The organism is Mesorhizobium sp. M7A.F.Ca.CA.001.08.2.1 (genome assembly GCF_003998455.1).
Taxonomy (GTDB): Bacteria; Pseudomonadota; Alphaproteobacteria; order Rhizobiales; family Rhizobiaceae; genus Mesorhizobium; species Mesorhizobium ciceri.
In genome coordinates this window covers 17544-31113 of sequence record NZ_RZPW01000005.1, presented here as the reverse complement: position 1 = coordinate 31113, position 13570 = coordinate 17544, and the positions used below count along the sequence as shown (strand labels likewise).

Genomic DNA, 13570 nt, shown 5'->3' with positions numbered 1-13570 from the left:
ACTCGGCACCCTGCAACATGGCAAGTTTACGGTTGAACGAAAATCCGGGCGACAGCATTGCCACTCTATCTCCTGGGGCGAGGAAAGCTCTGTAGATGAGTCCGAGCAGCTCCGACGAACCGTTGCCGGCAATCACCTGATCTTTGGAAAATCCGTAAGCATCGGAGGCAGCTGCCCTTAAGCTGAGATTGTCGTCTTCCGGATAAAGATACTGGTGTTCGATCGCAGCAATTGCACTTTGCATTACGCTCTTCGGCAACGGAAACGGGTTCTCGTTCGTATTTAGCTTAACGCAATTTGCATCCGTCGCTGGTCCGTTGGACGAGAGAGCATCTAATTTGCTGGCCACCGGCGAAAAAAGCGAAAGCACGGTCTTCAGTTTTGCATCGCACATGTTCTTCTCCGTTTTTCAGTCCCGCAGGGCATGTGACATGAGGCAATCGTTGATCGTGACTTGATCGACGTTCGGCTATATCAGCGCTGCCTTCCCACCCTGGTGGGGATCGCCGACCACGGTTTGGATTTGACACCGGGAAGCTGTCGAGAACCTGATGACGACCCAACGTTTGGCCGACGGCCGATTCGGCGCAACAGACGGTGTTTCAACATCGCATCGTCCTCAAAGCCGCATGCAGGGCCTGCACGACAGCCCGTCTCCAGCGCCCGCAGATAGGTGGAAGCCGAAGTCTTGCCGAACCTCAGTTGCTCTGCCACCTGGCCCACCGGACTGCCCTGTTTATGGGTCAGGCGCAGGATATCTCTGACGCTCGTTCGTCTTGCTTGCTTCCGTCTTGGCATGGGCTCTCTCGGTTTGCTGATGAGAGAGCCAAATACCGGCTCATCTGAGCATGAGACGCAGGCCTGACGATATGGAGCGTCGCTGGTGGCGCGCGTAGCCAAGAGGGTTCGCCTCGCTGGCGGGGCATGCAAGACGGCGCACCTCCTTAGCCATCCTGTCCCATCGTCTCAGATCGTGAGGCGCACCTTATAGTCGGTGAGGAGATCTTGCAGGGTCAGGTTACGCCCTAGCGCTTAAGGTTGTTGGTCGCACCGAGCAAGCGCGGGACCTGTCGACGGACAACAGCGGTGCCACTGCCGGCACTAGGTCGTCCAGCATCACAGTGAACCGCGTACGTAGTATTTTGTCGTAGGCGGCATTCTGGATAGCCGGATACGGGCTCTTCACCCGCTGCACCACCGATTGCGGGATGATGTCGCGAGAAACATTCACGGATTTCGTGAAAAAAGTGTACCCGCCGAAGAGCCCTACTCGCGGGGGCGGTGCAGCACCACCTCGGTGTCACTGTTCGTGTTCATGCGATGGACTAGGCCGGCCAGCTGTTGACGCAGCTCGCGGTAGTTGTAAGTCTCACCCGTGTAGACGAGCACCAAGTCAGGTCGGCCATCCTCCTGGAGCATCCTCGGCTGGCGGCCGCCCTGGATATCGATGATTGCCAGGCGGTGGTGTCCCAGCGCCGCAGGCCCGCCGATCCAAGTCCCCTCGTCGTCCGGACCGTGGTTCGCTATGGTGGCCGTCATATCGGCAAGCTCCCTTCGCGCATCGGGACCTCCGAGGTCTCGATTGAAGTCGATCCATTCACAGATGCCGCACAGGTTATGTCGCCGCATTTGGGCGAAGCAGATATAAGGCCAGTGGGAAACCATCGAGGCAAAGTGACGGATCTAGCCCAGCTACGATCCGCATCCGACATTGTCGGACATCGGACAGCACCGCGATTCGCTGCATAGGAAGCCTGGAGTCGCGATTTCCCCTGGGGGAATCAGCGCATGAAAGGAGAGCTGGGTCGTGTCTGCCGAAATGAGAAATTGCTCCCCCTTATTGCCTCACCGAGGAATGTTACCCAGCGCGATAGACGGACATGCCCTATTTCCCCCCGTTGCAGCTGAGGGAGATAGGGGCCAGCTCTTCATTCAACCCTCATGGAGGATGATCAGCCCAGCCATTTCCATGCGCCGGCCTTCACAAGCCGTGCACCATTCAGGTTCTTTTCCTTGAAGCGCGACGATCCTTGTCAGACGTCGCAACACTTGCTGCCGAGAGCACGAGCTCTTCCTCGAGCATGCCTTGATCTTCGCCTCGAACGGCTCGCACATGCTGGGTTTCAACGACTTCGCAGAGGTTGATATTCTGCAGTGACTTCGTCTCGCTGCTGCACGGCATTGACGCTGGGAGCCATGCTCGCGGGGCGCAATTGTGCTGAAGCCGGTGCCCACGGCAACGTTTCTTAACCCGCCCCAGATCCTGGCGTTTGGCTATTTGCGACATTCGTGTCCGGCTTCGGACAAAGGCCGGGTTTGCCGAACGGAGTCGCACCCAATTTCCAGTGCTGCTTGAGCAATAATATCGACCGGCATTACTGCACAACACGAAAGTTGCTGCAAAAACCGAAGTGAACCCAAGGCATCGGGTCAATTGGCATGGCGCTTGCGACTCGGTCGATAGAACGCAGTCAAAATCACGGTTGCAGACCATGCCTACCTCTCAAAGCTCGATAAAGCACGCGAGCAAAATTCCCCGTCTCCGCGGAAGCTCGTCGCCGTTAAACGTGCCTGCTCGGGGGCGGTCTTGCACAAGACCGGTCCGAGGCAACCACGCCAAGGCGCGAGGCTGCCGGAACTGTCGACCGAAGTCGATGCCGCTTCAGTTTAACCGAAAAATGCACCGTATCACTTTGGCCTGGAAGCAAATCAATGACCTATAGAAAGAACGTTCCTCTCGTGACCTTTCGCACGCGTGTTCGCGATGAGTCGATCGGGGGGCCAAATCCTTATCGGTGGGAGAACAAGACCTCCGACGATTATTTCGGGGGCAAGCGCATCATCCTGTTCTCGCTGCCTGGCGCCTTCACCCCGACCTGCTCGACCTTCCAACTGCCCGATTTCGAAAAACTCTATGATCAATTTCTGGAACTGCGAATTGACGCGATCTACTGCGTCTCGGTCAACGATGCTTTCGTCATGAATGCGTGGGGAAAGTCCTTGGGGCTGCAGAAGATCGAGCTGATCCCAGACGGGTCGGGCGAGTTCACGCGCAAAATGGGCATGCTGGTCGCGAAGGACAATCTGGGCTTTGGCATGCGCTCCTGGCGATACGCCGCTCTGATCGACGATGGCGTGGTGGAGCAGTGGTTCGAGGAGGAAGGCTTCTGTGACAACTGCGAGACGGACCCCTATGGCGTTTCATCCCCGCAAAACGTTCTCGACAAATTGAAGGCGGCGGCATGACCCAGAAGTGGAAAGTCTCACACAACCCAAGCACACACTAGAGCCTCCTCGGCAGATCACGGTTCAACATGCATCTCTCAGCAAGCCTGCTTCAACGCCAGAAGCAACGTATGGTCTTATCGCCTCAAGCCATTGAAGCTATTCGCTTGCTGCGATTGACGCATACTGAACTCCATCAGCTCGTGCAGCAGGCACTCGAGAAGAACCCCGTTTTGAAGCCTGACCCGTTTGACGACGATTCGCCGCTGCCAGGGGTGGATCAGCGGAGCAGTCAAAGCAGAAGCGAAATCGGCGAATCGCCCATTGGCGGGCCGTCTGGCGGGCGCGGGCAATGGAAGTCGCAACGCAGTAGCGGCAACGATCGACCTGCCGTCGAGGAGTTTACCGCCCACACCGAAACATTGCACGACCATGTCGCCCGCCAGGTCGCCCTCACCCCGTTCACCCCCCAGGAGCGGCTGATTGCCGGACAGCTCGCCGCTCATCTGGAGGACACTGGCTATCTTCAGGTAAACCTTTTCGATCTGGCCAGGAGGTTAAACGTTCGGCAAGCTGATGTGGAACGGGTCATCGGAATCTTGCAGCAATTTGATCCGCCGGGCATTTTTGCGCGAACTCTCAGCGAATGCCTGGAGATTCAGCTGCGCCAGCAAGACCGGTTCGACCCGGCTATGGCAGCTTTGGTCGCCAATCTCGAGATGCTTGCACGGGGGGATTTTCAGGGATTGAAGCAGCGTTGCGGAGTCGACGAGGAGGATCTCCTCGACATGAGGAACGAAATCCGCGCGCTCGATCCCAAGCCTGGAGACCGGTTCCAGTCCGGGACGCCGGAAACCATCGTACCGGACGTCTGGGTAATGCCCTCGTCCGAAGGTGGATGGCGGGTGGAGCTTGATCCGGCCACGCTGCCCAAAGTGTTGATCAACCACACCTATGTCGCCGAAATCTCGCAGCTGACCAAGCAAAATCCGGAAGGCAAAGCGTTTCTCGACCATTGCCAGGAAACAGGGAACTGGCTGATCAGCAGTCTCAAGCAGCGCGCTAAGACGATCCTTAAGGTTGCGAACGAAATCGTGCGCCAGCAGGATGCCTTTTTTACACACGGCGCCGCCCATCTGCGGCCTCTCTGTCTCAAAAATGTCGCTGACGAGATCGGCATGCACCAGTCGACGGTAAGCCGGGTGGCTTCGAACAGGTACATGTTAACTCCGCGCGGGGTGTTCGAGCTGAAGTATTTTTTCGCTGCGCCAATCGCATCCTGCGAGGGCGGCGATGCGCACTCCGCCAAAGCTGTCCGCCATCGGATCAAGGCAATCATAGCCGAAGAATCGCTCGACAAGGTACATTCCGACGAAGACATCGTTGCTCAACTCAAGGAGACCGGCATCGATGTCGCTCGCCGTACCGTCACCAAATATCGCGAGGCGATGAACATCCCTTCCTCCATACGACGGCGCCGCGATAAGCGTTTGTCCGCAGCTGCGATCAAGCGAAGTGACTAACCGACATTCGTGGTCGGCGAGAGGCAACTCTCAACTTCCTCCGGGCCGAAGCAGCTTTCGAAGTCATGGCATTCCCCGCAACTGGGTGCTGTGCATGACGAAAAGCCTTCGGCCTCACACAGCTTGCGGTAAAAGTACTTTTTCCATTTCATGTTTTCTGTGTTGCCTGCCGCCAGCGCGGGAAAATGTCTGGCAAGCAGGCGGCTGAGCTCAGCGCGATTTGAGAGGCCAAGATCCCGCCAAAGATGGTCCATGCGCATCGCACGCCGGGCGATGATCTTGGCCAAGCGGGCGCTCGCCGGGTCGGCCGGCGCAGCATGCGCTAGCAGCAGCCGGCGTAGCAGTTCCTCTTCCAGTTCCGGCTCGGGCTCGCTCAACTCCTCCAAAGCGAATACGCTGCTGGAGGTAGACGGGAAAGTTGCGGCCAAGACATCACGCAATTCGACAGACGAAAGGCCTGTCCCCTCCGTCGCCAACACCTCGCCCGCCTGGACCTCCTCAAGCGAACGTGAATGTACGCAGGGCAGCACATGCTGATCGAAGCTCCTCCCTAGCTCGGACCCACGCCATTGCGCGCTGGATAGGCAGCCATCATCGTAACGGCCGGCTTCAGCTTCCGGCATGACAAAGCGCCTTGTTGACCGCAGGGATGATCTTGTCGCCCCAGAGCTCGATCTGGCGCAGCATCGTCTTTTGGTCGAAGTCGCCCAATTGAGTCTGAACTGCGATCTGGTCCGGTTTCAAGATATCGATCTCTTCCAGCAGGCGATCAATCACGCGATTTACGCTGCCAATCGGCAAATTTTTGCGCATGGTCTCGAAGGACAGATCCTGCTGGGTCGGTGTCTCCTGCAGCAGGTAGCCATCGTGGCTCTGTTGGCGGCGCTGATGCAGGGCTTCAGAAAGCCGGCGCTGGAAGCGGGCATTGTCGAGATAGCTGTTGATCTCCAACTCGTCGTGGCTGGCATAGCAGCAGCGCAGCAGCGATATCTTGACGTCGGTGACGTTCTTTTCCTCGGATGCCGCCGCCCTCTCGACTGATTCACGCAGTGTGGTCAAAGTCTCTAAGCCGTCGTGGAAGGCTGTGACAAAAAAATTGTGCCCCTCGCGGTAGGCCCGAGCCATCCGTGCGGCTCCGCCAGCGATCCAGATAGGCGGCGTCGGCTGCTGGACTGTGCGGACCGAAATCGCTGTTGGGGGGATCTTCTCATATTGGCCGTCGTGTTCGAAGACGTTTTGGTTGAGGCCCTTGAGAATGATGTCCAGGTATTCCGAAAAGACGGCCGGCGCCTCATCGATGTCCACGCCGAACCGTTCGAACTCGAACTGCTGGTATCCCAAGCCTACGCCGAGCTCGAGACGGCCGTTCGCAACGATGTCGGCGAAGCCGATCTCGGACAGCAGGCGCTGCGGTTGGTAAAGCGGCAGCACGCAGACGGCAGTGCCCAGGCGAATCGTGCTTGTCAAGCCGGCGCAGTGCGCCACCATCATCAGCGGGGATGGTATGAGGCTGTAATTGTTGAAGTGGTGCTCAGCAAACCACGCGGTGTTGAACCCAGCCTGCTCCGAAGCGACGGCCTGTTCGATGGAGTTGCGGATGACGCTTTCTGAGGATTGGTGATAGCCACGCTGGGCGGCCAGAATGAAAGTGGCAAATTCCATGATTTCTCCTCGTTATGGACACGTCAGCCGACCGGGAATGTGCTCGGCATGCGCATGCTTGGATCTCAAGCACCTCAGGTGCGTCGTGGAGCCGAGGCTTCATAATGCTCGGCCGGTCGCCCTGGGAAGGCCTGGCAATTAACCTGCGGCCTCCGCAAAACATTCGTCATAGAGCTCGCTGGCGTTTCCCGCATCACCGAACGAGGTCCAGCCGCCGTCCACGTAGAGGATCGAGCCGTTGATGTATGAGGCGTCAGACGAAGCAAGGAAGAACGATGCATCTGCGACGTCTTCTGGCCGTCCCATCCTGCCCATGGGGATGCGTCGTCCGATTGCTGTCAGGTCGATGCGGCCGGCTTTGGCCAACTGAGCAAGTGCGGGCGTGCGGATGTGGCCAGGAGCGACGGTGGCTGTCCGAATTCCGACCGGCCCGAGTTCGGCCGCCATGCAACGGGTCAGCATATCCATCCCCGCCTTGGAGGCGCCGTAGGCATGGCGCGGCGCGAACGGCAGAAAGCTGTCGATCGACCCGAGATTGAGGATCACGCCGCCCGGGCGCATAGCCTTGATCGCTTCGCGCGCGCAGGTGAAGGCGCCGGTAAGGTTGACATCCAGGACGTGTTCGAGCTGTTTCGACAGTTGCTCGATCGCAGGCACAATCCTGTCGGCGGTATCAGCACTATTGACCAGAACATCGATATACCCGAAGCGTCCCCTCAGTTCTTCGAACATCGACACCACATCGCTCTCGACGGCCACGTCCAGCGATTTCGCCAGATGCTTGCCGGGGAGCGATGTAGCCAGCTCTGCCGCTGCAGTGCCATCTTTATCAGCAATCACGACGGTGTCGCCGTTCGCGGCAAAGCGGCGAGCGACGGCCGCGCCAATGCTTTTTGCGCCACCGGTGACGAGCACGATTCGCGCATCTGTGCATTCGGCCGGACAGGAGAGCTCGGCTTGAAGCGCACCACCCACCGGCGGGTGAGCATCCCCCGGCTGGTTGAATGACATCCAGCCTCCGTCGACTGCCAGCACCGAGCCGGTGATGTAGCGCGCCTGCGTGCTGCTCAGAAAACGCACGACCCTGGCGATCTCGTCGGGGCGAGCCAAGCGCCCCATCGGCACGCGGCGGCGTATCGCCGCGAGGTCCATTTTGCCAGCGCGTGCCAGTTCTGTGACCATTGGGGTGCGGACGGAGCCCGGCGCCACCGCCGTGACGCGGATTCCTCGCATAGCCCACTCGCATGCAAGGGATTTTGTCAACGAGATCACGCCAGCTTTCGAGGCTGCGTAGGCGTTGCGCCTGGGATTGCCGACCACGCCCGCCATCGAAGCCACATTGACGATCGCACCGCCCGGCTTCATGCGCCGCGCCGCTTCCCTGGCCATAACGAATGGCCCAATAAGGTTCACTGTCACGCCGCGTCGGAAGGTATCGACAGCGGTGTCGATGATCCTATCCATCGTGGGTCCAACCGCCGCATTGTTGATGAGGACATCGATTTGCGCGAAGCGTGCTTCGACCTGGCCGAAAAGTGAGAGCATGTCCTTCTCTCGCGACACATCGCACTCCAGACCGACGTGCGGCGACCCGAGATCCCGAGCCAGTTCAACCACACCACTGCCCGGAAGGTCCACCGCAACTACAGTGTCTCCGTCCGCGGCAAGGATATCGACCAGGGCACGGCCGATCCCGCCCGCAGCGCCTGTGATGATTACGGTGCGTGCTGCCAGTTTCACGAGAGCTTCTCCACGATGACCGCTTGTGATCTCAGCCCATCAACCTTGGGCGGAATGAAGGGCCGAGCCAAATCGTTCCAGTGACCGCCAGTTGCGGCCCCACACAGATGTCGTTCCCGTAGGGCGCTCATCCTCCATTTCTACCCACTTATGCAGCTCCCAGTTGGGGACCCTCGACGCCATCTTGGTCGGTGGGGATGTGACCCTTGAGCAACTGGTAGATGGGATCGTCTGGATGTGGTGCTCCAATCGGCTGTCGCCGGCCGAACCTATCTGCCTCAAGAATCGCTGGCGGGATTTGCTCCTCAACCCAATCGTAGACGACTGTCCGTTCCGCAATTCGCCACTCGTCCTGCCTCTTCTGAAACAGATCGCAGTAACGGCCGCAAAGCAGCGTCTGACGTATTTCTTGGTCTGTATCCGGTCCGCGTTGCAGCGCGGTGAAATAGCTCTCGACCGCGGCCTCTGCTGAACTGATGAAGTCGATCAGGCTGTTCGTGATTTGATGGATGTTACGGTGCCCCGGCAGACCGAGAGCAAATTGGATGAAGTCCTCTGCCGGTCCGCAATAGGGACCGTGCCTGTCATACGCTTCGGGCCAGTATGCGCTACGCAGCGCCGCCTCATCGGCGCGGTCTATCCCGCGGCAGTACCGATACAGGCAGTTGCGGATCGCCTCTCGGTCACGCAGTTCGGTAATTTTCGCGTGGTCGACAGGGTCTGTCGCGAATTGTATGATTGTTTTGTCCTTCCCGATGCCAGTCTGCACTTTGCGTGTGTCTCTCTCTACAACTGAGTTAGCGGGGGGCTCGTCAACTTCCAGAGCTTGTTCGGGGCAGGCTCGTACCCCTTTTGAGGCAAGCAGTTGCTCCCCATCGGCAACATCAATATCACCGGGCAAGATGTAGCCGGCGTCATCAAGCTTGAAGACTCTCGGCGCCCGCGCCCAGCAGCGCGCATGACCCTGGCATCTGGCTTTATGTACGACGACACGCATAGCGAACTCCAATGTCGTTGGCTGAAACTTCAGGACCAGTCCAGGATCAGATTCTCGATCCCGAACACATGGCCGCCGAAGGTGATAGGTTCAGTCCCTGTCTTGATCCGAAAGGCTGGGATGCGCGCCAGCCACTCCTCCAGGCCAATGACAATCTCCCGCCGGGCAAGGTGTGAGCCAAGACAACGATGGGGACCATAGCCAAAGGCAGCGTGCCGGTTGTCCTCGCGCGCCAGATCGATCTCATTCGGGCATTCGAATTCCGCCGGGTCACGATTGGCAATCATCGTGGCACAGGAAACATAATCTCCCTTGCGGATCGGCGCGCCTTTGAAGTCGACATCCTTCGTTGCCACTCGGATCATCTGAATGGTCGAATAGGCGCGCAGCAATTCTTCCGCAGCGACGGCAATCCGGTCAGGTTCGCTTCGTAGCAATTCCTGATCTTTGGGGTTGCGCGCGAGATGGGCCAAGTCGAAGCATATGGCTGCTGAGACCGTGTCGAGTCCCGCGACGAACACAAGCACGCCGATGCCACGGACTTCTTCGTCACTGAGCAGACGACCCTCGACCTTTGCCTTCACGATGAAGGTCATGAAATCATCGACCGGCTCCTTGCGGCGCTCGGTGGCAAGTTCGTCGATGAAGGCCACGATCGCCCGGGCTGCGGGTGGTCGTTGCTCCTTATCGCCGTGGAGCAGATCTCTAGCCCAGCCGACAAATGTTTCTAGTCCGTCGTCCGAAAGCCCAATAAAGCGAAGGAAGATATTGACCGCGAACGGAACTGCAAAATCCTTCATGATGTCGCAGCTCGTGCCTGATGCGGCGATCCTGTCGATCAGCTTGATCGCTCGTTCCCGGACAGCCGGCTCCAATGCCATTACCCGCTTTGGCGAAAGCAGCGGATTGAGCAATGAGCGAAAAACACCGTGGAATGGCGGATCGAGCTCAAGCGGGATCATCGGCCAGCTCTCGCCGAGCACAGAGGCGAAGATGCTGCGATGGCTGGAAAACGTTTCGGTGTCCTGCAGCACCCGGCGCTGGTCGCTCGCGCGAGTGATGACCCAGGTACCCCGACCGTCGCGCGTGTTGCTGGTTGAATAAAAGATCGGAGGCCCGGCATGAACGCAAGCAACCGCTGCATGCGGATCCCCGTTAGCCGTCGGCAACATGCCGGGCGACGTAAACAGGTTGAAGTCCCTCACCATTTCGGGCGGGACATGATCTGGAACCGGCCGCGATTTAACCGCGCCAGAATCGAGAGACCGTTCATGAGATGCTGTCGTTTGCATGCAATCGTTGGTGCAAGCTCCGTGCCGAATTCGTCTTTCGATAATCCTTGCCGTTTTGCTGGGCAACAGGTGGCGCCTGTGCTGACTTACTGGTCGGGATTGCAACATTCTTGTCCAGCGTCGGACACAGAATGTAGAAAGCTAGACACCGACTTGGAGCAACTCAACTGGTGGGATCGTGAACTGGCCCCCGTTTCGACCGGACAGTTGGCATAACGCGGGAGGCTTGAGGCTATCCTCAAGCACAGGCTTATGGCTGACGATTATCGACGGATCGAACTGATCACCGGTGAGGCACGGCGCCGACACTGGACGACCGAGCAGAAGCTTCAGATCATCGAGGAAAGTTTTCTTCCGGGTGAGACGGTGTCGTCGGTCGCCCGGCGACGTGGCGTCGCGCCAAATCTGCTGTATCGTTGGCGCCGTCTGTTGACGGAAGGCGGAGCGGCGGCGGTGGGATCGGACGAGCCTGTGGTCGGGAGTTCGGAAGTGCGACGGCTGGAGGAGCGCGTTCGCGACCTCGAACGGCTGCCCGGCCGCAAGACGATGGAGGTCGAGATCCTCAAGGAGACGTTGGCAAAGTCGGAGTCAAAAAAACCGAGCTTGCGGCTCTTGTCGCAGCCGAGGGACGGTTCCCGATGAAGGCGGTTGCCGAGACAATCGGGGTGGCCCGCTCCCATCTCCATGACAAGGTGCATCGCGCGAAGAAGCCCCGCAGCCCCTATTGCAAACAAGAGGACGACGCGCTGGTGCAGCTGGTCCGCCGCCTGATCGACGAGCGCCCGACCTATGGCTATCGCCGCATTACGGCCCTGGCGAACCGGGACCTTTCCAAGGCCGGCAGCCCGCCCGTCAATCACAAGCGGGTCTTCCGCATCATGCGCCAGAACGGCATGCTGCTGGCCAGGCACACGGGCCGCAGAACCGGCCGTGTCCACGACGGCAAGGTCATCGTCATGCGCTCGAACCTGCGCTGGTGTTCCGACGGGTTTGAAATCTCGTGCTGGAATGGGGACCTCATCCGGATCGCGTTCATCATCGATGCCCACGACCGCGAGATCATCGCGTGGCATGCCGTCGTCGGATCGGGCATCAGCGGTGGCATGGTCCGGGACATGATGCTGGAGGCCGTCGAGAGCCGGTTCGGCGCCCTTGCAGCGCCGGCGCCGCTCGAATGGCTGACAGACAATGGCAGCGCCTACACCGCCAAGGAGACGCGCGACTTCGCCACCGCGCTCAATCTCATTGCCTGCTTCACGCCAGTCCAAAGCCCGGAGTCGAACGGCATGTCGGAGAGCTTCGTCAAAACCTTCAAACGCGACTATGTTCGCATCAATGCCTTGCCGGATGCGGTCACCGCGCTCGGCAAGATCGCCGGGTGGTTCGAGGACTACAACGAGAACCATCCTCACTCAGGGCTCAAAATGCGCTCCCCGAGGGAGTTCATCAGGGCACAAACTAAATAGCCGGCTGTCCGGTCAAATAGGGGCAACTCCAGATCGCTAGCCGATCATGTGCCCGGGGAGCATCCAGTTCGAAAGCTTGCGCTAAGCGGCTTGGTGACTTGGCCGAGGTCACCAGGTGGAAACGACCAACACTTGGGGTGAGCCTAGTGGCGCTCCCCTCGATGATGTCTGGCGGGGTGGTTAGCCGCCTCCGTGGGACAAGATCAGTCTACACGAATGGACTATAGCCTCTCCTCGCATGCCTCATTGGCCGTCCTTCAGAGCCGGTCACACGAGCTTTTGTCTTTCAGCAGGGCGTTTTTCTCGCCAGCTACAGAGCCACACCGACGCCATTAATGAGCGTCCAGTCGACGGGTTGGATGGCCCTGTCCATCTTGCCCAGCACCTTGGCTTCGCATTTGCCGGTGCGGCGGAAGCCTTCAAGACGCAGTTCTTGACCTTCTCCAGATCAGCCTCGGACGGATATCGGCAAGGGTTCAGCTCGTCCTTTTGAACTTGCGCATCTTCGTGTTGGCCAACCCCAGGCCGCCCGACATATTTGCGGTCTATCCGGCACCTCAACTTCGAACAACCTTGCGGCAAGCTCTTGGGATAGACCACGCTCGTGCCTCCACCACCCGCTCAGCAGAGCCAGATTTGTCGTTGATGGCACGGAACTTGCGCAGTCATTCGCAGATGCGTCACGGACCGAGAGTGTCGTCCCATGAATTCGATCACCAAAAAGGCCGCCCGACGTTGCTGGGACCGCCTGCAATTACCTTATCCCAGAATTGGGAGCAACGGCTTCAAAAGGGATAACTCATCACCTCAATTTTGTCGATCGCGCGGCCATCGAACCGCAGCCATCCATCAGACTTCCGCCTCGTTGCACTCATTGCGACCGCCTTGGTGCTTGCGACAACCGCTCAATTCTGGCTGCCAGGATAACCACATATGGCGACGGAACTTCCTGCTTCAAAGCAATATAGAGATCGTCGATCATCCCCCCATCAAGGCCTCAATCGAGGACACCGCGTTCGGCTTGCTTGGTTCGCAGTGAACAGACCGCACTTCACGAATGCGATCGATGCGACCGCGCCGAGAACTCTCCCGCATTGTCGACGGTTGGGTCCGTCGGCCCTCCGATGAGGCCTCGGATGCGTCGGGCGCCGAGGCCTCGACTGATGCCGACTGGCCGCCGCCGGAAGGTCTCGCGGCTTTGATCCCCGGCGATGTAGCCACCCCTGCTGCAACACTAGCCGGAGAACTCATTCATGACCGAATCGGCGACAGATTTAGTGGACGCGGCTTTGTTCGACCGAGATCGGCTTGACCCAGAAAGTCTCTATCAACGTTCTGGCCCTGCATGGGGTGCCATCATTTCGCTTTCCTTCGGCACCTTCGGGCTTGTGACGGCAGAGTTTCTGCCCGCCAGCGTTCTGACACCGCTCGCGCATGATCTCCGTATCACCACGGGCACGGCTGGACAGGCGCTAACAGCGACCGCAATCGTCGCGGCGATCTCGGCACCGATAATCGCCTTCGTGACAAAGCGTCTGGACCGCAGGGTCGTCATCTGGGCGATGACGCTCCTGCTGATCCTGTCGAACGTTCTGGCAGAGGTTGCGGGGTCGCTGCCGGTTTTGCTGGCGGCACGCGTCGTCCTTGGCATATCGCTTGGTGGTT

10 protein-coding genes and 2 pseudogenes are annotated in these 13570 nt (G+C 59.0%); 4 read left to right on the top strand and 8 right to left on the bottom strand.

Translation table 11 applies throughout. The features are described 5' to 3' along the window. Both EN914_RS00880 and EN914_RS00875 read right to left on the bottom strand, forming a co-directional pair. Nucleotides 1–394 (bottom strand): aminotransferase class I/II-fold pyridoxal phosphate-dependent enzyme (locus EN914_RS00880; RefSeq protein WP_127388986.1); only part of this gene is annotated, 394 nt, incomplete at its 3' end. Between the two features lie 872 nt (nucleotides 395–1266). Next, a complete protein-coding gene (locus EN914_RS00875) occupies nucleotides 1267–1539 on the bottom strand; it encodes a hypothetical protein (protein WP_196815419.1) in 273 nt (90 codons plus the stop codon). Nucleotides 1540–2712: 1173 nt separating this feature from the next. Here EN914_RS00875 and EN914_RS00870 point away from each other — a divergent pair. Together EN914_RS00870 and rpoN are read left to right on the top strand one after the other, a co-directional pair. After that, nucleotides 2713–3246, top strand: a complete 534-nt coding sequence (locus EN914_RS00870; RefSeq protein ID WP_024505252.1) for a peroxiredoxin — start codon at nucleotides 2713–2715, stop codon at nucleotides 3244–3246. A gap of 68 nt (nucleotides 3247–3314) precedes the next feature. After that, nucleotides 3315–4748: an RNA polymerase factor sigma-54 gene (gene rpoN / locus EN914_RS00865; protein ID WP_024505251.1), complete on the top strand. Its 1434-nt coding sequence runs from the start codon at nucleotides 3315–3317 to the stop codon at nucleotides 4746–4748. On the opposite strand, the gene EN914_RS00860 is transcribed toward rpoN, so the two are convergent. From EN914_RS00860 to EN914_RS00840, 6 genes and pseudogenes are all read right to left on the bottom strand, one after another. Then, the gene (locus EN914_RS00860; RefSeq protein WP_024505250.1) at nucleotides 4745–5371 is read right to left on the bottom strand and encodes a nitrogen fixation protein NifQ; all 627 of its coding nucleotides are present in this window, start codon (nucleotides 5369–5371) and stop codon (nucleotides 4745–4747) included. The genes rpoN and EN914_RS00860 overlap by 4 nt on opposite strands. Further along, nucleotides 5358–6410, bottom strand: coding sequence for an LLM class flavin-dependent oxidoreductase (locus EN914_RS00855; RefSeq protein ID WP_024505249.1), 1053 nt, complete (start codon nucleotides 6408–6410; stop codon nucleotides 5358–5360). The genes EN914_RS00860 and EN914_RS00855 overlap by 14 nt, the downstream gene beginning before the upstream one ends. Nucleotides 6411–6548: 138 nt before the next feature. Next, nucleotides 6549–8150 (bottom strand): SDR family oxidoreductase, encoded by a 1602-nt coding sequence (locus tag EN914_RS00850; protein ID WP_024505248.1) that lies wholly within the window; start codon nucleotides 8148–8150, stop codon nucleotides 6549–6551. Nucleotides 8151–8298: 148 nt separating this feature from the next. Then, nucleotides 8299–8886 (bottom strand): nuclear transport factor 2 family protein, encoded by a 588-nt coding sequence (locus EN914_RS00845; protein ID WP_050580531.1) that lies wholly within the window; start codon nucleotides 8884–8886, stop codon nucleotides 8299–8301. 138 nt (nucleotides 8887–9024) lie between these two features. Continuing rightward, nucleotides 9025–9147: pseudogene (locus EN914_RS38965) on the bottom strand (ferredoxin); the annotation flags it as partial. 29 nt (nucleotides 9148–9176) lie between these two features. Further along, on the bottom strand, nucleotides 9177–10355 hold the full coding sequence (locus tag EN914_RS00840) for a cytochrome P450 (RefSeq protein WP_024505246.1): 1179 nt from the start codon (nucleotides 10353–10355) through the stop codon (nucleotides 9177–9179). A gap of 336 nt (nucleotides 10356–10691) precedes the next feature. Between EN914_RS00840 and EN914_RS00835 the strand changes: the two are divergent. Both EN914_RS00835 and EN914_RS38960 read left to right on the top strand, forming a co-directional pair. Then, nucleotides 10692–11925: pseudogene (locus tag EN914_RS00835) on the top strand (IS3 family transposase). 1233 nt (nucleotides 11926–13158) lie between these two features. Next, nucleotides 13159–13570: MFS transporter (locus tag EN914_RS38960; RefSeq protein ID WP_245497794.1), on the top strand; the 412-nt coding region annotated here is incomplete at its 3' end.

Excerpts from the sequence above, each read along its gene's own strand:
- EN914_RS00875 (WP_196815419.1), bottom strand. The coding sequence starts at position 1,539 with ATGACGGCCACCATAGCGAACCACGGTCCGGACGACGAGGGGACTTGG.
- EN914_RS00870 (WP_024505252.1), top strand. The coding sequence starts at position 2,713 with ATGACCTATAGAAAGAACGTTCCTCTCGTGACCTTTCGCACGCGTGTT.
- rpoN (WP_024505251.1), top strand. The coding sequence starts at position 3,315 with ATGCATCTCTCAGCAAGCCTGCTTCAACGCCAGAAGCAACGTATGGTC.
- EN914_RS00860 (WP_024505250.1), bottom strand. The coding sequence starts at position 5,371 with ATGCCGGAAGCTGAAGCCGGCCGTTACGATGATGGCTGCCTATCCAGC.
- EN914_RS00855 (WP_024505249.1), bottom strand. The coding sequence starts at position 6,410 with ATGGAATTTGCCACTTTCATTCTGGCCGCCCAGCGTGGCTATCACCAA.
- EN914_RS00840 (WP_024505246.1), bottom strand. The coding sequence starts at position 10,355 with ATGGTGAGGGACTTCAACCTGTTTACGTCGCCCGGCATGTTGCCGACG.